This window comes from Sarcina ventriculi, assembly GCF_900456775.1.
GTDB classification, from domain to species: Bacteria; Bacillota; Clostridia; order Clostridiales; family Clostridiaceae; genus Sarcina; species Sarcina ventriculi.
The window spans coordinates 484,408-508,520 of record NZ_UAUL01000007.1; the positions used below are offsets into that span (position 1 = coordinate 484,408).

The window sequence follows — 24,113 nt, forward strand, 5'->3', positions numbered from 1 at the left end:
CACTTAATAAGGGAGGTGTTATTTTGAAAAATAATTTATATATTGATGCATTAAACAGTAAATCTCCGTTTATTATAAGAGATTATTTATATGATGAATTAAGCCCAATTTTAAAAGAAAACAGACCAATAATATTTGTATGTATTGGTACTGATAGATCCACTGGAGATTCTCTAGGACCCTTAGTTGGTGAAAAATTAAAATTTTCCCCTAAGAGTAATATATATGTGTATGGAAATTTAGAAAATCCCGTCCATGCAAAAAATATAAAAGATACATTAAAAGATATTAAAAAAAGATTTAAATGTCCATATATAATAGCTATCGATGCTTGTTTAGGCTCATTAGATAATGTAGGTAAAATAATTATTGAAAAAAAACCAATATATCCTGGAATGGCAGTTAATAAAGATTTACCTCCCGTTGGAGATTTAAGTATTATGGGGGTTGTAAATGTTTCTGGCAATTTAGAATTTATGGTATTACAAAATACTAGATTATATACAGTTATGACGATAGCAAATACAATATATAGAGGAATCCATCACTATGCATTAAAATCATTGGGTAGTAAAAATCCTTCTATAAATTCTATATTAGAAAATATTTTATAAATATTTTATTTTAAATAAAAAAAGTAATGTTCCACGTGGAACATTACTCTAAATTTATTATATCTAATATTCTTTGTAAATCTTCTTCAGAATAATACTCTATTTCAATTTTTCCCTTATTCTTGTTTGAATTTATATTAACTTTGGTTCCAAAATAATCTTGAAGTCTATCTCTTATATTTTTATAATAAGGATTCAGAACCTTTTTATTTTTCTCCGTATCCTTATCATTATCACTATTTACATATATCTTTACTAATTTTTCAGCATCTCTTACTGATAAGCAGTCATCTATAATTTTTTGTGCTACTTCATACTGTTTCTCTCTATCTAAAGATAATAAAACTTTTCCATGTCCTTCTGATATTACTCCTTGAATTATAAAATCTTTAACTCTTTCATCTAAATTTAATAATCTCATGCTATTAGATATAGAACTTCTTGATTTACCTATTTTTGATGATAACTCCTCTTGAGTTAGATTGTATTCATTTAATAATTTTTCATAAGCAAAAGCTTGTTCTATAGGGTTTAAATCCTCTCTTTGAATATTTTCAATTAAAGAGACCTGCAAAAGTTTAGCATCACTTATATCCATAATTATAGCAGGAATCTTTTTAAAACCTGCAAGCTTTGCTGCCCTATATCTTCTTTCTCCTGCAATTATAGAATATCCATCCCCTATTTTTCTCACAATTAGAGGTTGAATAATACCATGTTCTTTTAATGATTCTGATAATTCTATAAGCTTACTCTCATCAAAAAATTTTCTTGGTTGTTCTTTATTTGCCTGTACCATTTTTATATCTAAATCTAATATAGTATTTTTTTCGTCATTAAACGATTCTTTTTTTATACTATTGTCGCTCACAGGAATTAATGCATCAAGACCTTTTCCTAGTCCAAATTTTTTAACCATTTAACCTATACCCCCTGCCTTTTAAGGAACTCATTAGTTAAATTTTCATAAGCTTCTGCTCCTTTACACTTATCATCATATAAAACAATAGGAAGCCCAAAGCTCGGTGCTTCTGCCAATCTTATATTTCTTGGAATTGTTGTTTTATATAGCTTGTCCTTAAAATAATTTTCTACTTCCTTATAAACCTCATTGCTTAAATTAGTTCTAGTATCATACATAGTCATTATGACACCTTCAATTTCCAAACATTTATTAAGAGATTTCTTTATTCTATTTATCGTATCTATAAGTTGTCCTACTCCCTCTAGTGCATAAAATTCTGATTGCATAGGTATAAGAACAGTATCTGAACTTACCAATGCATTTATAGTTAGCATTCCTAATGAAGGAGGACAATCTATCAATATATAATCATACTTATCTTTTACTTTATCTAATTGATTCTTAAGGATTGATTCCCTATCTTCTAACCCTATAAGATCAATTTCAGCTCCAGCTAAATTCATCATAGCAGGTACAATATAAAGATTATCAACCAATTCACTTTTTACTATTATTGACTCTATATCTTGATTTTCAGTAAGTAAGTTGTACATGCTCTTCTCTAACTTCATTTTATTTATTCCAAGACCACTTGTAGTATTCCCTTGAGGATCTATGTCTATTGCTAAAACCTTATAACCAGCCATAGCAAGATATGAGCATATATTTATATTTGTTGTTGTCTTACCAACTCCACCCTTTTGATTAAAAACACATATAGTTTTCATAATTACATCAAGAATTAAAAACTCTCGACTCTTCACCTCCCTCTTCACAATAAATATTATATATGTTTATTTTAAACAATAAAAGATACTATAATATTTACAATCAATTATTCTTTTTAAATGTTCCACGTGGAACACTTTTTTATATTCATACATTAAAATAAAAGTACAATGTTCCACGTGGAACATTGTACTTTTATTTAATCACTAACTAAAACTTATAATTATTTTATAGGCTTTTTAGTTATAGAGCCTGCTTTTCTTGGATAAGTCTTTGGTGTTTCTTTTACTTTTTTTATAACAACTAAGTTGTGTTTAAGGTCAGTTCCCTCTACTGAAACCTCTATTACTTCAATTAATTTTCCGCCTAAAGTTCCTATAGCATTTTTAGCATCATTAAGTTCATCTGTTATTGCTGGTCCCTTTAAGGCTATAAAGTATCCACCAACCTTAACATAAGGAAGACAAAATTCTGAAAGTACAGCCATGTTAGCCACAGCTCTTGACGTTGCTATATCGAATTTTTCTCTTAATTCTTTATTTCTAGCACCATCTTCTGCTCTTGAATGAATAGTAGTTACATTAGTTAAATTTAAAGAATTCTTTACTATATTCAAAAAATTAACTCTTTTATTTAACGAATCTAATAAAGTTATATTTAAATCTTCTCTCATAATAGCTATGGGAAGACCTGGAAAGCCCGCCCCAGTTCCTACATCAATTAAAGTTTTAGCTTCTTTAAATTGATTTTCAGAAAAAGCCTTTATACAGTCTATAAAATGTTTCTTTATTACTTCTTCATCTTCAGTTATTGCTGTTAAATTTATTTTTTCATTCCATTCTTGCAATAGATTCTTGTAAGTTATAAATTTATTGTACTTATCTTCATCAAAATTCATTCCCACACTATCACACGCATTTTTCATTAATTCAAAATACTTCATTAAAACTCTCTTTCTCCCTTTAAGCTAATTAACTTTATTCTTTTTAAGTTCTAAGTATATCATTAAAACAGACATATCTGCTGGAGATACCCCAGATATTCTTGACGCTTGACCTAAATTTATAGGTCTTATTTTACTAAGTTTTTGGATAGCTTCTATTCTAAGACCTTTTACATCATTATAATCAATATCCTCTGGAAGTAACCTTTTCTCAAACTTTTTAAATTGCTCAACTTGCTCTAATTGCTTCTCTATATATCCTTCATATTTAGCAATTATATTAACTTGCTCTCCAATATCTACTGAATAATTTGGTCTTTCTGTATCTAACTCAATCACACTAAAATAATCAAGTTCAGGTCTTTTTATAAGTTCATAAAGACTTATTGGTTTTTTTAAGTCTGCTGAACCTAGTGAAACTATTATTTCATTATTTTCTTTTTTATTAGTTACTTGAAGATTTTTAATTCTTTCCAATTCATTTTCAATACTAGCTTTTCTCTTATTAAAAATCTCCCATCTCTTTTCTGTAACCAATCCTATATCATGACCTATGTGAGTTAATCTTAAATCAGCATTATCTTGTCTTAATATAAGTCTATATTCAGCTCTTGAGGTCATCATTCTATATGGCTCATTAGTACCCTTTGTAACCAAATCATCTATTAAAACCCCTATGTATGCGTCAGATCTTGTAAGTATCATTGGAGCTTTTCCTTTAATCTTTAAAGCAGCGTTTATTCCTGCAACTAATCCTTGTGCACCCGCTTCTTCATAACCGGAACTACCATTTATTTGTCCACCACTAAAAAAGCCTTCTATATTTTTAAATTCTAATGATGGTTTTAATTGTGTTGGATCTATGCAATCATATTCTATTGCATAAGCTGTTCTCATTATTTCAGCATTTTCAAGCCCATCTATTGTCCTTAACATTTTTATTTGAACATCTTCAGGAAGTGATGATGACATACCACCTACATAAAGTTCTTGAGTATTTTCCCCTTCTGGTTCGATAAATAGTTGATGTCTTTCTTTATCTGGGAATCTCATAACCTTATCTTCTATTGAAGGACAATACCTTGGACCAACTCCCTTTATACTTCCATTATACATAGGAGATCTTTCTATATTTTCTCTTATTACTTCATGAGTTTTTTCATTTGTATAAGTTAAAAAACATGAAATTTGATTTCGATCTAAGTCGTCGCTTATAAATGAAAATGGAACTATTCTTTCATCACCTGGTTGTTCTATCATTTTGGAAAAATCAACAGTTTTTCTATTTATTCTAGCAGGAGTTCCTGTCTTAAATCTTCTTAAAGAAATTCCATTCTCTAAAAGACTTTGTGAAAGTTCATTAGCTGGTGATAATCCATTTGGTCCTTGATTATAACTTACATCACCTATTATAATCCTACTCTTTAAGTAAGTACCACTAGTCATAACTACTGCTTTACATGGAAAGTAAGCTCCATTTCTAGTCAATACACCTTTAACCTTATTATCTTTTATATCAACAGAAACAACCTCTAATTGTCTTACTGTTAAATTTTCTTCTTGTTCTAAAACACTTTTCATTCTTTCTTGATATCTTTTTTTATCTGCTTGCGCTCTTAAAGAATGTACTGCTGGTCCTTTAGACGTATTAAGCATTCTTGATTGGATAAAAGTATTATCAATATTAACACCCATTTCCCCACCTAAAGCATCTATTTCTCTAACTAAATGTCCCTTAGCAGTTCCCCCTATATTAGGATTACAAGGCATCATAGCTATTGCATCTAAAGATAATGTACAAACTAAAGTTTTACATCCTATTCTAGCTGAAGCTAAAGCCGCCTCACATCCTGCATGACCTGCTCCTATAACAATTACATCATACTCTTTTTCAATATATTTCATCTTTCATCATACTCCTATTTTCCACAACAAAACTCAGCGAATATCTTATTAACTAAATCTTCTTCAAGTTCATTTCCAGTTATTTCCCCTAAAGCTCTCAAAGAAGATGTTACATATATTGATACTAAATCTAAAAATTCTCCATTTTTTAATCCTTCTAATGCTAAGTTTAAATTTTCTACTGCTCTATAAAGTGCTTGTTTATGTCTTGTATTAGTAATTATAACACTTTCAGTATCTATCTCACCATTAAAGAACATATTTATTATTTTATTCTTCAATTCCTCTATTCCAAATCCAGTCTTTGCTGAAATTTCTATTATATTATTTAAACTATCAACAAACTTTAAATCCAATTTTCTATCTAAATCAATTTTGTTTAATATAACTATATGTTTTTTATTTTTTATATAATTTATTATCTCCTTATCCTCTTCATCTAGTTCTCTGCTAGTATCTAACATAAACACTATTAAATCGGCTTCATTTATTTTTTCCTTAGATTTTTCTACACCTATTTTTTCTACTACATCTTCCGTCTCTCTTATTCCAGCTGTATCAACAATTCTGATAGGCACTCCATCTAAATTTATATATTCCTCTATAACATCTCTTGTTGTTCCTGCTATTTCAGTAACTATCGCTCTCTTCTGCCTTAAAAGAACATTTAATAATGATGATTTTCCCACGTTTGGTTTTCCAACTATAACCATACTAAGTCCATCTTTTATTATTTTACCTTCATCTGCCGTACTTAATAAATTTTCTATTTCAATAATTAAATCTTCAACTTGTTTTTTTACATTAATTGGTATTTGTTCATCTGGTTCTTCATCATCCTCAGTAAAATCCACAGCATATTCAATTAAAGTTAAAGCATTTAAAGCCTGTTCTCTTAATCTATTTATTTCTTTTGATAAAACCCCTTGACTTTGAGCCATTGCAGACTTCATAGAAAGTTCTGTTTTTGCAGTAATAATATCCATAACTGCTTCAGCTTGACTTAAATCAATTCTACCATTTAAAAAAGCTCTTTTTGTAAATTCACCAGGCTCGGCAAGTCTAGCTCCTGCCTTTATAGTTTCTTGAAGTATTCTATTTGTGGCAATAACTCCCCCATGACAATTTATTTCAACAGTATCTTCTGCCGTAAAACTTTTAGGTCCTTTAAAATAACTTATAATAACCTCATCTATAATCTCATTATTAGAAACTATATTCCCATATTTCATCGTATAAGGCTTCATATCATAAATATCATTAATATTTTTTCCTTTAAAAATTTTATTAACTACTTCTAGAGCTTTGCCACCTGATACTCTTATAATCGAAATCCCACCTTCTCCAATTGCCGTAGCTATTGCAGAAATTGTATCAAACTCTTTCATAAAGCTCTCTCCCTTCTTTAAATATGTATAATACACAATAATATTGATTTTACATAAGTATAAACAATAAGTCAAAATTTTAATATATATTTATTATTACCATTAAACATGAATTTAAATAGTAAAAAATCGCCTTAAACTAACTAGTTTAAGGCGATTTTTTACTATTTTATCTTTTATTATATTTTAAGCATCTTCTGCTAATCGTTCTTTCCTTTTTTTAGGAAGTATTATTAAAAAATATGACTGTATAAATTGTATTACGTTACTTATTATCCAATATAACACCAACATTGCTGGAAATTGAAGTGACATAAAGCCCATTACCCCAGCCATAACAACATTCATAGTGCTCATATTCATACCTTTACCACCAGCTGTAGGAGCTGCTGCTGCACTAGTTTTAGTTATCACATAAGATGACAAATAAGTTGTAAGTGCTGCTAATATAGGTAAAATATAATATGGGTCATGCCCGGCTAAATTGTTTATCCATAAGAAACTAACACCATCTAACGCTTTTAAATTGAAGAATACATAATAAAGTGCAAATAATATTGGCATTTGAATCAATAAAGGTAAACATCCACTCATAGGATTAATCTTATTTTCTTTATAAAGCCTCATCATTTCTTGATTTGCTTTTTCTGGATTGCCTTTATATTTTTTTTGAAGCTTAGCAATTTCTGGTTGAATTTCTGCCATAGCTTGTTGAGATTTCATCTGTTTAATGTTAAGTGGCAATATTAAAAGCCTAACCAAAATAGTTAAAATTAATACAGCCATCACATAACCTGCACCAACACTAAATAATCCAGTTGATACAACGCAATTGTGAATAACATTAAATATTGCTGTAAATACAGTCGTAATTGGACTTAATATTGTGCTCAACTCGTAACCTCCTGTATACAAATATAGTCGTAAATATTATTCCACAGGATCATATCCTCCCTCGTGGAATGGATGGCATCTTAATATTCTCTTTATACTCATAAATCCCCCTTTAAATGCACCATATTTTTGAATTGCATCGATTGCATATTGAGAACAAGTTGGATAATAAATACAACATGGTCTCTTTAAGGGAGAAATATATTTTCTATAAAACTTTATCATTATTAGAAATACTTTTTTCATTTTTAAGACCAGCTCTCTTTAGTAAATTAATTAAAGATTTCTCTACATCTTTATAAGGTCTATCCTTAATTTTTCCTCTAGCTATAAAAACCAAATCATATCCTTTTATCAAGTCATTACAATTTAATCTATAACTTTCAAGAATCAATCTCTTAGATCTACTTCTAACAACACTATTTCCTACTTTTTTACTAACAGAAATACCTATTCTATTAAATAGATTCTTATCCTCATATCTATTTTTATTGTTTTTAAATAAATATAAAACTAACAATTCATTAGAAATAGATTTTCCTCTTCTATAAACAAGTCTAAATTCATTATTCTTTCTTATCTTTTCCAACATAATTGAAATTGTTCTCCTTTTTTCTGCTTATTGTGCAGAAAAAGGCCACAAATGCGGCCCTTATGCTGTTAATCTTTTTCTACCTTTTTGTCTTCTTGCTTTAAGAACATTTCTTCCTGATTTAGTTTTCATTCTTTTTCTAAATCCATGTTCTTTACTTCTTTGTCTTTTCTTAGGTTGGTATGTCATAAACATTAATATACACCCCCTTAAATAAAATATTTATTTTTAATTAATTATAGCCTGATTTCATGCTATGCATTTAGGTATTACTTTTTAATTATATATTTGAAATCACTAACTGTCAAGAAAATCAATAGTTTAAAAAAATATTCTATTTTTTTATATTATTTTCTTGCAATTATTCAAAAATTAATAAATAATAATAAAAGTTATAAACAATTTTACTTATCCACAATTTCATTTTTTGTGGATAACTTATTGAAATAGTATATGTTTTTATGCTATCATGTTGATGAATTGTTAATAATTAATGAAATATACAAGTTATCCACAAATGTTAACAACCTTGTTGATAACTTGTATATTTTATTCTTTTAAAGAATATAACTATGAAAAAATCTAGATTTTAAGCCACAAATAAGTTTTTTCATTTTTTCCATATATCATTGAACATTTTTTCATTAAAATTTTATCCACATTTTTTGTTGATATGTGGATAACTTTATCAACAATCAAATTTAAATTCATTTTTTGTGGATAACTTGTGGATAACTTGTGGATAACTTATTTTTAGTACTATTATTAATTGGAGGATATAAAATGAATGCCCAATTTAAAAATTTATGGGAGCAGGCACTTAATATAGTTAAAGGTGAAATGTCCGAAATTAGTTTTAACACTTGGATAAAAGGCTGTGAACCAATCTCTTTGTCTGATAATTTATTAAAACTTAAAGTTCCTAATAGTTTTACAAAAGGAATTCTTGATAAACGCTATAAATCTTTTTTAATAAAAGGCTTAAAAATAGTAACTTCTAAAAACTATGAAATAGAGTTTTTATTAGAATCTGATTTAGAAACCTTGCCTACCATAGATGAAACTAAAGAAAAAAAATCACCTTTAAACATAAATAAAAGTTTATCAATTATAAATGATGAAATAGCAACATCTTTAAACCCAAAATATACATTTCACTCATTTGTAATTGGAAATAGTAATAGATTTGCTCACGCCGCATCTTTAGCTGTAGCAGAATCTCCAGCTAAAGCTTATAATCCACTATTTATTTATGGTGGTGTCGGTCTTGGAAAGACTCATTTAATGCACGCTATAGGCCATTACATATTAGAACAAAATCCTAAAGCTAAAGTAGTTTATGTGTCTTCTGAAAAATTTACAAATGAACTTATAAATGCAATTAAAGATGATAAAACTGAAGAATTTAGAAACAAATATAGAAAAGTGGATGTTCTTTTGATAGATGATATACAATTTATAGCCGGAAAAGAAAGAACTCAAGAAGAATTCTTCCATACGTTTAATGCCCTTCACGAAGATTCTAAACAAATAATTTTATCTTCTGATAGACCACCTAAAGAAATTCACACATTAGAAGATAGACTTCGTTCTAGATTTGAATGGGGCCTTATTGCTGATATTCAACCACCTGATTTTGAAACAAGAATGGCAATACTTAAGAAAAAGGCAGACGTAGAAGGTTTAAATGTAGCAAATGATGTTATGGTTTATATAGCTACAAAAATTAAATCTAATATCAGAGAACTTGAAGGAGCTTTAATACGAATAGTTGCTTATTCATCATTAACAACTAAAGCTATTTCAGTTAATTTAGCTTCTGAAGCTCTTAAAGATATAATTTCTAATAAAGAAGATTTACCATTAAATACAAAAATTATTCAAGAATCAGTAGCAAATTACTTTAATTTAAGAGTTGAAGATTTAAAATCTCAAAGAAGAACTAGAAATATTGCATATCCTAGACAAATTGCAATGTATCTTAGTAGAAAATTAACAGATATGTCTCTACCTAAAATAGGAGAAGAATTCGGTGGCAGAGATCATACTACTGTAATTCATGCATATGAAAAGATTTCAGAAAATTTAAAGACTGATGAAGTACTTCAAACTACAATTAATGACATCTATAATCTACTAAACCAAAATTATTAACAAAGTTATCAACATTTTGTCAATAATTCTGTTAATAATTTGTGGATATCTATTTTAACTTAAGTTATCCACATTACCATGTTAATAAATTATATATTTTTCAACAGAGTTATTCACATGTTATCAACATAGAAAATATAGATATATCAATGTATACACATACTTATCCACATATCCACAGGCCCTACTACTATTACTACTATATATTTATCTATATATTTATCTATATATAAGGACTAATTGATTGTGAATAACTTTATACACAGGAGGTATTAATTTTGATATTTATATGCGATAAAATAAAATTTCAAGAAGCAATTACGATAGCTCAAAAAGCTATAACAGGTAAATCAACCATGCCTATATTAGATGGGCTATATATAGAAGCTAAAGATAATACACTAATATTAATAGGTTCTGATAAAGATGTAAGTATAGAAACTCGATTAGATGCTAAAATTATAGAACCAGGAAATGCTGTTGTTGATGCTAAAATATTTGGTGAGATAATAAGAAAATTACCAAATGATGAGGTAAAAATATCAACTTTAGAAAATCAAACATTACAAATTATTTGCCAAAAATCAATATTTGACTTAGTTCATATGAATGCAGATGATTTTCCTAATTTAGCTAAAATAAATGAAAACATGATATTTACAATACCTCAAGGATTATTAAAAAACATGATAAAGGGAACATCATTTGCTATTGCTCAAGATGAAACAAGACCAATACTTCAAGGAATACTTTTTGAAATCAAAGATTCTAATTTAAATTTAGTAGCATTAGACGGTTATCGATTAGCGCTTAGAAGTGAATTTATAAATAGTGAAAATACAATAAATGCTGTTATTCCAGGAAAAACTTTAAATGAGGTTGCTAAAATATTAGAAGACTCAAATAACCTTGTAAACATTACGTTTACACCTAATCATATACTATTTAATATGGGTAATACAAAAGTTATCTCTAGGCTTTTAGAAGGAGAGTTTATAAAATACGATACTCTATTACCTAAAGACCATAAAGTATTAGTAACAGTAAATAAGCAAGATTTTCAAAGTTGTATAGAAAGAGCTTCCCTTGTAGCTAAAGAAGGAAACAGTAATTTAGTTAAATTCGACATAAAAGATGATTCTATAGTTATAACATCAAACTCTCAACTAGGAAAAGTTAGGGAGGAAGTATCCATAGATCTTCAAGGAGAAGATTTACAAATAGCTTTTAATTCAAAATATTTAATTGATGTTTTAAAAAATATGGAAGGGGATAAAATAGAACTAAAGTTTACAAGTAGTGTCTCACCTTGTATTATAAAAAATAAAAATAATAATTCTTGTGAATATTTAGTTTTACCAGTTAGAGTAGCAAGATAGTTTTTAATATCCACTAAGAAACTTTAGTGGATATTAATTAAAATATAAAATATATAGATTTTTATTGTAGAAAGGAGCAAGCCTAAGCTTGTTAATTAATTAATGGAAAATATAAAGATAAATACTGAGTTTATAAAATTAGATTCATTTTTAAAGTGGTGTGGAGCAGCAGATTTAGGTTCATATGCTAAAATGTTTATTCAAAATGGAGAAGTAAAAGTAAATGGTGAAGTTTGTCTTCAAAGAGGTAAAAAATTAAAAGTAAATGATTTAGTAGAATTTGATGGTAAAATTTATAAATTAATATAATCAATACATAACCTAAACTAGGTTAAAATATGTTATAATTTAAATAATAGGTGTTTTTATGTATATTAAAAGCTTACAAACTTTAAATTTTAGAAATTATGATAATCTAAGTTTAAATTTATGTCCTAATGTTAATGTCTTTATAGGGGATAATGCTCAAGGAAAAACTAATATTTTAGAGCTTATATACTATTGTGGTTTTGCCAAATCTCACAGAACTAATAAAGATAAAGATATAATAAAATGGAATTGTGAGGAAACATTTATAAGATTAGATGTTCATAAAAAAAGACTAGATAAAATAATTGATATAAAGATATTAAAAGATGGAAAAAAGGCTGTAAAAATAAATTCAATAAAAGTAAATAAAATCGGAGAGCTTATAGGTACATTTAATGTTGTTATATTTTCTCCAGAAGATTTAAAGATAGTTAAAGAATCTCCAGGCATAAGACGAAAGTTTATGGATATGGAGATTAGTCAGTTAAATGTAAAATATTATAATAACTTAGTGAATTATAATAAAATTTTAAGTGAGAGAAATTCAGTATTAAAGTGCGCTAAAATAGACGAATCCATGTTAGATATTTATGATATGCAATTAGCTCAATATGGTGAATACATAATAAAAGCTAGGTTAGAATATTTAAATAGTTTAAATAAATATTCTAAGCAAATTCATAGTGATATAACGTCAGGAAAAGAGGAAATAAACTTTGAGTATATTTCAAATGTAAAAAATTTAGATAATATTAAAGAGTCTTTGCTGAATTTATTAAGAAAAAGTAGAAAAAAGGATATTGAAAAACGAATTACATCAATAGGCCCTCATAAAGATGATTTCAGTATACTTTTAAATGGTGTAGATGCAAAAGCTTTTGGTTCTCAAGGGCAACAAAGAACCTCAGTACTTACTATAAAATTTGCGTCTTTAAAAATAATTAAAGAAGTCGCAGGGGAATATCCTGTCTTATTATTAGATGATGTACTATCAGAGTTGGATTTTAGTAGAAAAAGTTATATTTTAAAATCTATTAATAGCATACAAACTATAATAACTTGTACAGGGATAGAGGATTTAACAAGATATCTAGACGAGCATTCTAAAATATTTATAGTAAAAGATGGAATTGTTAAAGAATAAAAGGAGGAATGTTTGTGTTTTTACATTTAGGTGAAAATATAGTTGTTCCAGTTAAAGACGTAATTGGAATTTTTGATATTGATGTTGCTAGATATAGTGCAGATACAATGCAATTTTTAAGAATGGCGGAGGATGATGGATTTGTTGAAAGAGTAACAGACGAGGAACCAAAATCTTTCGTCATTGCAGAGGTTAATAAAATGAGTAAGATATATTATTCACCAATCTCATCATCAACATTAACAAAACGTACGGATGTTAATTATAATCCTTAAAAAATGATTAATCTTTTTTAGACATAGGATTACATCAAGAAATATGGAGGAAATTTTATGTTAGAAGAAAACAAGATAACTTATGATGAAAATCAAATTCAAGTTCTTGAAGGGCTTGAGGCTGTAAGAAAAAGACCTGGAATGTACATTGGAAGTACTAGTTTAAGAGGTCTTCATCATTTAGTTTATGAAATAGTTGATAATAGTATAGATGAAGCCTTAGCGGGATATTGTAAAAATATAAAGATTTATATCCATAAAGACAATTCAATAACTGTAAAAGATGACGGTAGAGGAATGCCAGTTGGTATTCATCCAAAGATGAAAAAATCAACAGTTGAAGTAATAATGACTGTATTACATGCAGGTGGAAAATTTGGTGGAGGAGGATATAAAGTATCTGGCGGACTACATGGAGTTGGTGCATCAGTTGTTAATGCATTATCAGAAGAATGTGACGTTACTGTAACTAGAGATGGAGAAGTATGGAGACAAACTTATTCAAGAGGAAATGTAACTAGTGAACTTGTAAAAATAGGAACAAATAATGAGAGTGGAACTACAGTTCACTTTAAACCAGATGCCACAATATTCGAGGATACAGTTTATGATTTTGACACGCTTTCTCAAAGGCTTAGAGAACTTGCATTTTTGAATAAAGGTATAAATATAACTTTAGTTGATGAAAGAAATGATGTTAGTGAAAGTTATCACTATGAAGGGGGAATAAAGTCTTTTGTATCTTACCTTAACAGGAATAAAGAGTCTTTACATGAAGAACCTGTTTATGTAGAAGGTATTAAAGATGGAATATCAGTAGAGGTAGCCCTTCAATATCATGATGGATACAATGAAAATATATTTACCTTCGCTAATAACATAGATACTGTTGAGGGTGGAACTCATTTAGTAGGATTTAAAACAGCTTTAACTAGGGTAATAAATGATTATGCTAAAAAGTTTGGTCATTTAAAAGAAAGTGATAAAAATTTATCTGGTGATGATATAAGAGAAGGCTTGACTGCTGTTGTATCAGTGAAAATATCAGAACCACAGTTCGAAGGACAAACTAAAACTAAACTTGGAAATACTGAGGTTAGAGGCGTTGTAGAATCAATAGCTGGAGAAGGGATAGCTATATTTTTAGAGGAAAATCCAGCAGTAGGTAAAATAATAGTTGAAAAAGCTTTATTAGCATCTAGAGCAAGAGATGCTGCAAGAAAAGCTAGAGAACTTACAAGAAAATCTGTTCTTGAAAGAAATTCATTGCCTGGAAAACTTGCAGATTGTTCATCTAAAGATCCAAAAGAATGTGAAATATATATTGTTGAGGGAGATAGTGCAGGTGGATCAGCTAAGCAAGGTAGGGATAGAAGATTCCAAGCAATTTTGCCTTTAAGAGGTAAGATAATGAATGTTGAAAAACAAAGATTAGATAAAATTTTAGGTTCAGATACAATAAGATCTTTGGTAACTGCGATAGGAGCTGGAATAGGACCTGAATTTGATATAGAAAAAATAAGATATAACAGAATTATAATAATGACAGATGCTGATGTTGATGGAGCTCATATAAGAACTCTTTTATTAACATTTTTCTATAGATATATGAGAGAATTGGTTGAAAAGGGGCATGTTTATATAGCACAGCCACCATTGTATAAAATAAGCAAAGGTAAAAAAGAACAATATGCTTATTCAGATAAAGAATCAGAGATTATTTTGGAAGAATTTGGTGGAAAAGATAGTAGCGTTAATATACAAAGATATAAAGGTCTTGGAGAAATGAATGCAACTCAGTTATGGGATACAACAATGGATCCAGAAACTAGAATTTTATTAAGAGCAGATATCGAAGATGCCATTTTAGCAGACGAGGTATTTACTATTCTTATGGGTGATAAAGTAGAGCCTAGAAGAGAATTTATACAAAAAAATGCTAAAAAGGTTAGTAATTTAGATATATAATGCTAAATATGAGGTGAAATACATGAGTTTTAATGAGGGAAAGATTATACCCATTGATATAAACAATGAAATGAAAAAATGCTATATAGATTATGCTATGAGTGTTATAGTTGGAAGAGCTTTACCTGATGTGCGTGATGGATTAAAACCAGTTCATAGAAGAATACTGTATTCTATGCAAGAACTAGGAATCACTCCTGATAAGGGCTATAGAAAATGTGCGAGAATAGTCGGAGAAGTTTTAGGTAAATATCATCCGCATGGAGATACTTCAGTTTACGATGCATTAGTTAGAATGGCCCAAGATTTTTCAATGAGATATATGCTTGTTGATGGTCATGGAAATTTTGGTTCTGTTGATGGAGATAGCGCGGCTGCTATGAGATATACAGAAGCAAAGATGAATAAAATTTCGATTGAAATGCTTAGGGATATAAATAAAAATACCGTAGATTTTGTTCCAAATTTTGATGGAGAAGAGCAAGAACCAAGTGTACTTCCATCTAGATATCCGAACTTACTTGTTAATGGATCTTCTGGTATAGCTGTAGGTATGGCGACTAATATCCCACCACATAACTTAGGGGAAATTATAGATGGAACAGTAATGCTTATTGAAAATCCTGAAGCTACTGTATTAGATTTAATGACTTATATAAAGGGGCCTGATTTTCCAACAGCAGGAACAATAATGGGGCAATCAGGAATTAGAGCTGCTTATGAAACAGGAAGAGGTAGAATTGTAATTAGAGCTAAGGCTGAAATTGAGGAAGAAAACAATAAACATAGAATAATAGTTACAGAATTACCTTATCAAGTTAACAAAGCAAGACTTATAGAAAACATTGCAGATCTTGTTAAGGAAAAAAAGATACCAGGAATATCAGATTTAAGAGATGAGTCAGATAGAGAAGGTATGAGAATAGTTATAGAATTAAGAAGAGATGCTAATCCAAATGTAACGTTAAATCTTTTATATAAGCATACAAAAATGCAAGATACGTTTGGAGTTATAATGCTTGCACTTGTTGATAATCAGCCTCAAGTACTTAATTTAAAAGATATATTAGTTAATTATATAGATTTTCAAAAGAATGTTATAACAAGAAGAAGTATATTTGAATTAAATAAAGCAAAAGATAGAGCTCATATACTAGAAGGGCTTAAAATAGCTTTAGATAACATAGATGAAGTTATACGAATTATAAGAAATTCTGCAACTTCAGAAATAGCTAAAAATATTCTTATAGAAAAATTTGCTTTAAGTGATAAACAATCATCTGCAATATTAGAAATGAAGCTTAGAAGACTTACTGGCTTAGAAAGAGATAAAATTGAAGAAGAGTTAAAGGTTCTTAGTGAATTAATGGAATATTTAACTGGAATATTAGAAGATGAGAATAAGCTTTTAGAAGTTATAAAAGAAGAGCTTTTAGAGATAAAAGAAAAATATGCAGATGTTAGAAGAACTAGAATAGAAAAACAAGAAAATGAAATAGATATAGAAGATTTAATACAAGAAGAAGATGTTGTTATAACTCTTAGTCATGCAGGATATATAAAAAGAATATCTGCTGATGTTTACTCAGCTCAAAAAAGAGGGGGTAAGGGAATTCAAGCTATGACAACCAAAGAAGATGACTTTGTTGAAAATATCTTTATAACGTCAACCCATGCTAATTTATTATTCTTTACTAACAAAGGTAAGGCTTATAAGCTTAAAGCATATGAAATACCTGATGCAGGTAGAACAGCTAAAGGAATGAATTTAATAAATTTATTACCATTAGAAACTGATGAAGTTATTCAAGCAGTGCTTGCTTTAAAAGAGTTAGAACAAGATGGTTATTTATTTATGTGTACAAAACAAGGAATTGTTAAGAAAACATGTTTAAGTGAATTTAAGAATTTAAGAAGAAAAGGTCTAATTGCTCTTAGTTTAAAAGATGGTGATGAACTTTTAAAAGTTAAGGTAACTTATGGTGATGCTGATATTATGATAGTAACTGAAAAAGGTTATTCTATAAGATTTAACGAAAAAGACGTTAGAGCAATGGGTAGAAATGCAGCTGGTGTTAAGGCTATAACTTTAAGAGAGAATGATATAGCGGTTTGTATGGATATAGTTGTAAAGGGTGAGAAGGTTCTTGTAATTAGTGAAAATGGATATGGTAAGAGAACCAATATAGAGGAATATAAGCTTCAAAATAGAGGCGGTATGGGATTAATAACTTATAAATTAACAGAAAAGACTGGAAAAGTTGTAGGAGCTACTATATGTAAGGATGATGATGAAATTATGCTTATAAATAGCAATGGAGTTGCTATAAGGGTTAATGTAGCCGATATATCTATAACAAGTAGAGCAACGATGGGAGTTAAAGTTATGAGAACATTAGAAAACGAGTCAGTTGTTGCAATAGCCAAAATATCTGGTGCAGATAAAGATGTTGAAAATGAAACTACATTAAGTAATAATGAAGTGGCTAGTGAGTAAATAAAAAACCTTGCATTTAGCAAGGTTTTTTATTTTTTTAAAATAGAGTTTTTGAAATTTATATAAATATAATATAAACATAACCAAGTGTATCATATTATAAAAACAATAGAAAAAATGAGGAAAAATAAGAAAATAAAAGTTAATTGAATAAAATACGATATATAAATATTATTAATAAAACAAAAATTATGTTATCATAAGTTTCGTCGCAGAGAGATATAATAATTTATTTAGTAAAAAATAAGTGTATTAGTGAGAATCTTAATGTGATAATATATCGCTTTAATAAAATAAGTTAAACAACGTAAAAATAAAAATAAAAAAAGTTGTTGACAAAGATTAAGTAAAGTGATAAGATAAAGAAGTCGCTTGAGGGCGACAAAGAAAAAAGAAAAACAATGGTCTTTGAAAATTAAACAGATAATTTAAGTAAACCAGCAATCCTTTTATAAGTAATATGAGTAGATTAAACTCAAATAATAACTAAGAAATTAGTATATTTTAATTTGAGAGTTTGATCCTGGCTCAGGATGAACGCTGGCGGCGTGCTTAACACATGCAAGTCGAGCGAGAAAAGTTCTTCGGAGCTTTTCTAGCGGCGGACGGGTGAGTAACACGTGGGCAACCTGCCTCATAGAGGGGAATAGCCTTCCGAAAGGAAGATTAATACCGCATAACATTGTTGAAAGGCATCTTTTAACAATCAAAGGAGCAATCCGCTATGAGATGGGCCCGCGGCGCATTAGCTAGTTGGTGAGGTAACGGCTCACCAAGGCGACGATGCGTAGCCGACCTGAGAGGGTGATCGGCCACATTGGAACTGAGACACGGTCCAGACTCCTACGGGAGGCAGCAGTGGGGAATATTGCACAATGGGGGAAACCCTGATGCAGCAACGCCGCGTGAGTGATGAAGGTCTTCGGATTGTAAAGCTCTGTCTTTAGGGACGATAATGACGGTACCTAAGGAGGAAGCCACGGCTAACTACGTGCCAGCAGCCGCGGTAATACGTAGGTGGCAAGCGTTATCCGGATTTACTGGGCGTAAAGGGAGCGTAGGCGGATATTTAAGTGGGATGTGAAATACCCGAGCTTAACTTGGGAGCTGCATTCCAAACTGGATATCTAGAGTGCAGGAGAGGAGAATGGAATTCCTAGTGTAGCGGTGAAATGCGTAGAGATTAGGAAGAACACCAGTGGCGAAGGCGATTCTCTGGACTGTAACTGACGCTGAGGCTCGAAAGCGTGGGGAGCAAACAGGATTAGATACCCTGGTAGTCCACGCCGTAAACGATGAATACTAGGTGTAGGGGCCCCAAGCCTCTGTGCCGCCGCTAACGCATTAAGTATTCCGCCTGGGGAGTACGGTCGCAAGATTAAAACTCAAAGGAATTGACGGGGACCCGCACAAGCAGCGGAGCATGTGGTTTAATTCGAAGCAACGCGAAGAACCTTACCTAGATTTGACATGTCCTGAATTACCAGTAATGTGGGAAGTTCCTTCGGGAACAGGAACACAGGTGGTGCATGGTTGTCGTCAGCTCGTGTCGTGAGATGTTGGGTTAAGTCCCGCAACGAGCGCAACCCTTATTGTTAGTTGGTACCATTAAGTTGACCACTCTAGCGAGACTGCCCGGGTTAACCGGGAGGAAGGTGGGGATGACGTCAAATCATCATGCCCCTTATGTCTAGGGCTACACACGTGCTACAATGGCAAGTACAAAGAGAAGCAATACTGTGAAGTGGAGCAAAACTCAAAAACTTGTCTCAGTTCGGATTGTAGGCTGAAACTCGCCTACATGAAGCTGGAGTTGCTAGTAATCGCGAATCAGAATGTCGCGGTGAATACGTTCCCGGGTCTTGTACACACCGCCCGTCACACCATGAGAGTTGGCAATACCCGAAGTCCGTAAGCTAACCGTAAGGAGGCAGCGGCCGAAGGTAGGGTCAGCGATTGGGGTGAAGTCGTAACAAGGTAGCCGTAGGAGAACCTGCGGCTGGATCACCTCCTTTCTAAGGAAGAACATCTTAGGAAAACTAAGATGATAATAAAGAATGCTTCTTAAATATCTGTTTAATTTTGAAAGACTAAGTTCTTTCAAAATTATGTTCTTTGAAAATTACACATAAGTATTAATAAATAGAGTAAAGCCAATTAAATTTACTATTCTTTGTAAAATTGATTGCAACTATCTAAAAGATAGAAACAAAGGTCAAGCTACAAAGGGCGTATGGTGAATGCCTTGGCATCAGGAGCCGACGAAGGACGTGATAAGCTGCGATAAGCTTTGGGTAGACGCACATAGTCTGAGATCCAAAGATTTCCGAATGAGGAAACTCACATGGGAAACCCCATGTATCGTTAACTGAATAAATAGGTTAACGAGGGTAAACCTAGGGAACTGAAACATCTAAGTACCTAGAGGAAGAGAAAGAAAAATCGATTTTCTAAGTAGCGGCGAGCGAAAGGGAAAGAGCCCAAACCGGAAACTTGTTTCCGGGGTTGTGGATAGAACATAACGAGAAACTATAACTAATTGAAGAGAGTTGGAAAGCTCTACCGTAGAAGGTAATAGTCCTGTAAATGAAAGTTAGAGTAATCAAGTTCTAATCCAGAGTACCACGAGACACGTGAAACCTTGTGGGAAGCAGGGAGGACCACCTCCCAAGGCTAAATACTACCTGATGACCGATAGTGAAGCAGTACCGTGAGGGAAAGGTGAAAAGAACCCCGGGAGGGGAGTGAAATAGAACCTGAAACCATATGTCTACAACCGATCAAAGCACCTTATGTGTGCGATGATGTGCTTTTTGTAGAACGAGCCAACGAGTTACGATATGTAGCAAGGTTAAGTACTTAAGGTACGGAGCCGAAGGGAAACCAAGTCTTAATAGGGCAACTAGTTGCATGTCGTAGACCCGAAACCGGGTGACCTATCCATGGCCAGGTTGAAGCGAGGGTAAAACCTCGTGGAGGACCGAACCACGTTGCTGTTGAAAAAGCATGGGATGAGCTGTGGATAGCGGAGAAATTCCAATCGAACTCGGAGATAGCTGGTTCTCCTCGAAATAGCTTTAGGGCTAGCGTCGAATATGAGTAATGGAGGTAGAGCACTGAATGGGCTAGGGGGCATAGCGCTTACCGAACCTTATCAAACTCCGAATGCCATATACTATAAGTTCGGCAGTCAGACTACGAATGATAAGATCCGTGGTCAAAAGGGAAACAGCCCAGATCGTCAGCTAAGGTCCCAAAGTGTAAGTTAAGTGGAAAAGGATGTGGGATTTCTAAGACAACTAGGATGTTGGCTTAGAAGCAGCCACTCATTAAAAGAGTGCGTAATAGCTCACTAGTCGAGAGATCCTGCGCCGAAGATGTTCGGGGCTAAAACTTACCACCGAAGCTACGGGCTTGAATTTATTCAAGCGGTAGAGGAGCGTCGTAATCGGGCTGAAGTCATACCGTAAGGAGTGGTGGACTGATTACGAGTGAGAATGTTGGCATTAGTAGCGAGATGTAGGTGAGAATCCTACAGGCCGAATACCTAAGGTTTCCTCAGGAAGGCTCGTCCGCTGAGGGTTAGTCGGGACCTAAGCCGAGGCCGAAAGGCGTAGGTGATGGACAACTGGTTGATATTCCAGTACCACTACCATCGTTATTATCGATGGCGTGACGCAGGAGGATAGTGTGTGCTAGCTATTGGATGCTAGTCTAAGCATTTAGTCAGTTACAATAGGCAAATCCGTTGTAATAATGATGAGATGTTATGGGGAAGGTTCTACGGAACCGAAGTACATGATTCCACGCTGCCAAGAAAAGCGTCTAGAGAGAGAAGTAGTGCCCGTACCGCAAACCGACACAGGTAGGTGAGGAGAGAATCCTAAGGCCGGCGGAAGAATTGCAGTTAAGGAACTCGGCAAATTGATCCCGTAAGTTAGCAATAAGGGATGCCTATGAGAGTAGGCCGCAGAGAATAGGCTCAAGCAACTGTTTAGCAAAAACACAGGTCTCTGCTAAAGCGTAAGCTGATGTATAGGGGCTGACGCCTGCCCGGTGCTGGAAGGTTAAGGGGAACACTTAGCGTAAGCGAAGGTGTGAACTTAAGCCCCAGTAAACGGCGGCCGTAACTATAACGGTCCTAAGGTAGCGAAATTCCTTGTCAGGTAAGTTCTGACCCGCACGAATGGCGTAATGACTTGAGCACTGTCTCAACTGCAAATCCGGCGAAGTTGTAGTACCAGTGAAGATGCTGGTTACCCGCGATTGGACGGAAAGACCCCGTAGAGCTTTACTGTAGCTTAGCATTGAATTTCGGTATTGTCTGTACAGGATAGGTGGGAGACTGAGAGACTAGGGCGTCAGCCTTAGTGGAGTCGACGTTGGGATACCACCCTGATAGTACTGAAGTTCTAACTGGCGGCCATGAATCTGGTCACAGGACATTGTTAGGTGGGCAGTTTGACTGGGGCGGTCGCCTCCTAAAAAGTAACGGAGGCGCCCAAAGGTTCCCTCAGAACGGTCGGAAATCGTTCGAAGAGTGCAAAGGCAGAAGGGAGCCTGACTGCGACACCCACAAGTGGAGCAGGGACGAAAGTCGGGCTTAGTGATCCGGTGGTACCTCGTGGGAGGGCCATCGCTCAACGGATAAAAGCTACCTCGGGGATAACAGGCTGATCTCCCCCAAGAGTCCACATCGACGGGGAGGTTTGGCACCTCGATGTCGGCTCGTCGCATCCTGGGGCTGAAGTAGGTCCCAAGGGTTGGGCTGTTCGCCATTAAAGCGGCACGCGAGCTGGGTTCAGAACGTCGTGAGACAGTTCGGTCCCTATCCGTCGCGGGCGTAGGAAATTTGAGAGGAGCTGTCCTTAGTACGAGAGGACCGGGATGGACTGACCTCTGGTGTACCAGTTGTTCCGCCAGGAGCACAGCTGGGTAGCTAAGTCGGGAAGGGATAAACGCTGAAAGCATCTAAGCGTGAAGCCCACCTCAAGATGAGATTTCCCATAGCATAAGCTAGTAAGACCCCTTGAAGAACACAAGGTTGATAGGTCAGAGGTGCAAGTATGGTAACATATTTAGCTGACTGATACTAATAGGTCGAGGGCTTGACCTAATTAACTTTATGTTAATACTTAGTGTAATTTTGAGAGAATATATCTTTCAGATAAATAACATGATTATCTGGTGATAATGCTCTTTAAGGTAACACCCGTTTCCATTCCGAACACGAAGGTTAAGCTTTTAGAGGCTGATGGTACTGCATGGGAGACTGTGTGGGAGAGTAAGTGGTTGCCAGGTTTACATGGATCTTTAGCTCAGTTGGTTAGAGCAACCGGCTCATAACCGGTAGGTCCGGGGGTTCGAGTCCCTGAAGGTCCACCATATTTGGGGGGTATAGCTCAGTTGGGAGAGCACCTGCCTTGCACGCAGGGGGTCAAGAGTTCGAATCTCTTTACCTCCACCAAAAGAACTACTTTAAGTAGTTCTTTTTTATATAAAAATAATAGTTATATTCAATATTTATTTTAGGAGTTAATAATGATATATAGAATTAAGCAAGCTATATGGGCAATAAGTTCTAATTTTAAAGAAATTGATTATACTTATATTAATAAATATTTAGATAAAAATGAAATTATACTTTTAATAAGTTAAAACGTTCTGAGAAATATCATTGTATAAGGGTTTGTTATGATTGTTTAAGAATAAACTCTGAAAAATAAGTTAAATATAGATGAAGTAGTTTTAGCTAAATTAGCTTATTACATGATATAGGTAAATTGATTATGGATTAAATTTAATTGAAAAATCAATATTGTAATTTTAAACAAGATTACTAAAGGAGCTCTTAAAATTTTTCTAATTTCAAAAGTGTAGATGTATATTACAATCATGGATTAAAAGGGAAAAATATATTACTAAGGAGCAAAAAAAAAATTTATCAAGCAATTTGTATAATGATGAGTTTTTAAATGCAATAGAAAATCATCATAAAAATATTAATGATAAAACTTTAATAATAATATATTATTAAAAATTTTATTGGAAGCTGATAATATTAATTAGTTATTAGTTATGTATAGAAATAAAATATAATTCTTAGTATGAGTTTAATAATTTATATATTATTAGGCTCATTTTTAATTTATTTTATAATTAAATGTTTAAACTTATATAATGCTTTGTTTTAAATTGTAATGCTTTTAATATTATAAAAAAATATTTATGAAAATAAGTGTTAAAAATTATATAATATAAAGTTATAATCAAATTAATTAAGTCTTTTATTGGATAATGTTTCTTTTACACTGTGTATAGTTTTGTTAGTTAATATAATTAATGAGTGAAATAATTT

17 protein-coding genes, 2 tRNA genes and 3 rRNA genes are annotated in these 24,113 nt (G+C 32.1%); 13 read left to right on the top strand and 9 right to left on the bottom strand.

The features are described 5' to 3' along the window. Window positions 1–23: 23 nt before the first annotated feature. Window positions 24–614: a spore protease YyaC gene (yyaC, locus tag DR020_RS06535; RefSeq protein ID WP_055259140.1), complete on the top strand. Its 591-nt coding sequence runs from the start codon at window positions 24–26 to the stop codon at window positions 612–614. 43 nt (window positions 615–657) lie between these two features. Here yyaC and DR020_RS06540 read toward each other — a convergent pair whose 3' ends face one another. From DR020_RS06540 to rpmH, 9 genes are all read right to left on the bottom strand, one after another. Further along, window positions 658–1,533: a ParB/RepB/Spo0J family partition protein gene (locus DR020_RS06540; protein WP_055259141.1), complete on the bottom strand. Its 876-nt coding sequence runs from the start codon at window positions 1,531–1,533 to the stop codon at window positions 658–660. Window positions 1,534–1,538: 5 nt separating this feature from the next. Then, window positions 1,539–2,306, bottom strand: coding sequence for a ParA family protein (locus DR020_RS06545; RefSeq protein WP_055259143.1), 768 nt, complete (start codon window positions 2,304–2,306; stop codon window positions 1,539–1,541). A 224-nt stretch (window positions 2,307–2,530) separates the two neighbouring features. Continuing rightward, window positions 2,531–3,250 carry a 16S rRNA (guanine(527)-N(7))-methyltransferase RsmG gene (rsmG, locus tag DR020_RS06550; RefSeq protein WP_055259144.1) on the bottom strand — a complete coding sequence of 240 codons (720 nt, stop codon included), beginning with the start codon at window positions 3,248–3,250 and terminating at the stop codon, window positions 2,531–2,533. A gap of 24 nt (window positions 3,251–3,274) precedes the next feature. Beyond that, on the bottom strand, window positions 3,275–5,155 hold the full coding sequence (gene mnmG / locus DR020_RS06555) for a tRNA uridine-5-carboxymethylaminomethyl(34) synthesis enzyme MnmG (RefSeq protein ID WP_058993719.1): 1,881 nt from the start codon (window positions 5,153–5,155) through the stop codon (window positions 3,275–3,277). 14 nt (window positions 5,156–5,169) lie between these two features. Beyond that, window positions 5,170–6,543, bottom strand: coding sequence for a tRNA uridine-5-carboxymethylaminomethyl(34) synthesis GTPase MnmE (gene mnmE, locus DR020_RS06560; RefSeq protein ID WP_055259147.1), 1,374 nt, complete (start codon window positions 6,541–6,543; stop codon window positions 5,170–5,172). A gap of 186 nt (window positions 6,544–6,729) precedes the next feature. Then, window positions 6,730–7,437, bottom strand: coding sequence for a membrane protein insertase YidC (gene yidC / locus DR020_RS06565; protein ID WP_055259148.1), 708 nt, complete (start codon window positions 7,435–7,437; stop codon window positions 6,730–6,732). 36 nt (window positions 7,438–7,473) lie between these two features. Beyond that, entirely contained in the window at window positions 7,474–7,683 is a 210-nt protein-coding gene (gene yidD, locus DR020_RS06570) for a membrane protein insertion efficiency factor YidD (protein WP_055259149.1), read from the bottom strand. Next, complete coding sequence (gene rnpA, locus DR020_RS06575) at window positions 7,646–8,029, bottom strand: ribonuclease P protein component (protein ID WP_055259150.1); 384 nt, start codon at window positions 8,027–8,029, stop codon at window positions 7,646–7,648. Before rnpA ends, yidD begins: the two co-directional genes overlap by 38 nt. A gap of 60 nt (window positions 8,030–8,089) precedes the next feature. Continuing rightward, window positions 8,090–8,224: a 50S ribosomal protein L34 gene (gene rpmH, locus DR020_RS06580; protein WP_055259152.1), complete on the bottom strand. Its 135-nt coding sequence runs from the start codon at window positions 8,222–8,224 to the stop codon at window positions 8,090–8,092. Window positions 8,225–8,812: 588 nt separating this feature from the next. Between rpmH and dnaA the strand changes: the two genes are divergently transcribed. The 12 genes from dnaA (at window position 8,813) to DR020_RS06640 (ending at window position 23,222) form a co-directional block, all read left to right on the top strand. Further along, window positions 8,813–10,183 carry a chromosomal replication initiator protein DnaA gene (gene dnaA / locus DR020_RS06585; protein WP_055259154.1) on the top strand — a complete coding sequence of 457 codons (1,371 nt, stop codon included), beginning with the start codon at window positions 8,813–8,815 and terminating at the stop codon, window positions 10,181–10,183. Window positions 10,184–10,461: 278 nt separating this feature from the next. Continuing rightward, a complete protein-coding gene (gene dnaN / locus DR020_RS06590) occupies window positions 10,462–11,562 on the top strand; it encodes a DNA polymerase III subunit beta (RefSeq protein WP_055259155.1) in 1,101 nt (366 codons plus the stop codon). A gap of 102 nt (window positions 11,563–11,664) precedes the next feature. Continuing rightward, window positions 11,665–11,871: a S4 domain-containing protein YaaA gene (gene yaaA / locus DR020_RS06595; protein WP_055259157.1), complete on the top strand. Its 207-nt coding sequence runs from the start codon at window positions 11,665–11,667 to the stop codon at window positions 11,869–11,871. Between the two features lie 58 nt (window positions 11,872–11,929). Further along, window positions 11,930–13,015 (top strand): DNA replication/repair protein RecF, encoded by a 1,086-nt coding sequence (gene recF / locus DR020_RS06600; protein ID WP_058993723.1) that lies wholly within the window; start codon window positions 11,930–11,932, stop codon window positions 13,013–13,015. Window positions 13,016–13,029: 14 nt separating this feature from the next. Beyond that, window positions 13,030–13,290 carry an extracellular matrix regulator RemB gene (gene remB, locus DR020_RS06605; protein ID WP_055259160.1) on the top strand — a complete coding sequence of 87 codons (261 nt, stop codon included), beginning with the start codon at window positions 13,030–13,032 and terminating at the stop codon, window positions 13,288–13,290. Window positions 13,291–13,347: 57 nt separating this feature from the next. Beyond that, window positions 13,348–15,258 carry a DNA topoisomerase (ATP-hydrolyzing) subunit B gene (gene gyrB, locus DR020_RS06610; RefSeq protein ID WP_055259162.1) on the top strand — a complete coding sequence of 637 codons (1,911 nt, stop codon included), beginning with the start codon at window positions 13,348–13,350 and terminating at the stop codon, window positions 15,256–15,258. Window positions 15,259–15,280: 22 nt separating this feature from the next. Continuing rightward, window positions 15,281–17,755: a DNA gyrase subunit A gene (gene gyrA / locus DR020_RS06615; protein WP_112365552.1), complete on the top strand. Its 2,475-nt coding sequence runs from the start codon at window positions 15,281–15,283 to the stop codon at window positions 17,753–17,755. Between the two features lie 505 nt (window positions 17,756–18,260). Next, a 16S ribosomal RNA gene (locus tag DR020_RS06620) occupies window positions 18,261–19,770 on the top strand. 198 nt (window positions 19,771–19,968) lie between these two features. Further along, window positions 19,969–22,871, top strand: a 23S ribosomal RNA gene (locus tag DR020_RS06625). Window positions 22,872–22,938: 67 nt separating this feature from the next. Further along, window positions 22,939–23,056 (top strand): 5S ribosomal RNA (gene rrf, locus DR020_RS06630). The 16S, 23S and 5S rRNA genes sit together here with 2 tRNA genes alongside, the layout of an rRNA operon. 6 nt (window positions 23,057–23,062) lie before the next feature. Continuing rightward, window positions 23,063–23,140: transfer RNA gene (locus DR020_RS06635), tRNA-Ile, on the top strand. A gap of 6 nt (window positions 23,141–23,146) precedes the next feature. Beyond that, window positions 23,147–23,222 (top strand) — tRNA-Ala (locus tag DR020_RS06640). Window positions 23,223–24,113 lie beyond the last annotated feature (891 nt).

Coding starts and splice junctions, on each gene's coding strand:
- DR020_RS06545 (WP_055259143.1), bottom strand. CDS start 2,306: ATGAAAACTATATGTGTTTTTAATCAAAAGGGTGGAGTTGGTAAGACA.
- DR020_RS06540 (WP_055259141.1), bottom strand. CDS start 1,533: ATGGTTAAAAAATTTGGACTAGGAAAAGGTCTTGATGCATTAATTCCT.
- rsmG (WP_055259144.1), bottom strand. CDS start 3,250: ATGAAGTATTTTGAATTAATGAAAAATGCGTGTGATAGTGTGGGAATG.
- dnaA (WP_055259154.1), top strand. CDS start 8,813: ATGAATGCCCAATTTAAAAATTTATGGGAGCAGGCACTTAATATAGTT.
- gyrB (WP_055259162.1), top strand. CDS start 13,348: ATGTTAGAAGAAAACAAGATAACTTATGATGAAAATCAAATTCAAGTT.
- recF (WP_058993723.1), top strand. CDS start 11,930: ATGTATATTAAAAGCTTACAAACTTTAAATTTTAGAAATTATGATAAT.
- rpmH (WP_055259152.1), bottom strand. CDS start 8,224: ATGTTTATGACATACCAACCTAAGAAAAGACAAAGAAGTAAAGAACAT.
- mnmE (WP_055259147.1), bottom strand. CDS start 6,543: ATGAAAGAGTTTGATACAATTTCTGCAATAGCTACGGCAATTGGAGAA.
- mnmG (WP_058993719.1), bottom strand. CDS start 5,155: ATGAAATATATTGAAAAAGAGTATGATGTAATTGTTATAGGAGCAGGT.
- rnpA (WP_055259150.1), bottom strand. CDS start 8,029: ATGTTGGAAAAGATAAGAAAGAATAATGAATTTAGACTTGTTTATAGA.
- yidD (WP_055259149.1), bottom strand. CDS start 7,683: ATGAAAAAAGTATTTCTAATAATGATAAAGTTTTATAGAAAATATATT.
- yaaA (WP_055259157.1), top strand. CDS start 11,665: ATGGAAAATATAAAGATAAATACTGAGTTTATAAAATTAGATTCATTT.
- gyrA (WP_112365552.1), top strand. CDS start 15,281: ATGAGTTTTAATGAGGGAAAGATTATACCCATTGATATAAACAATGAA.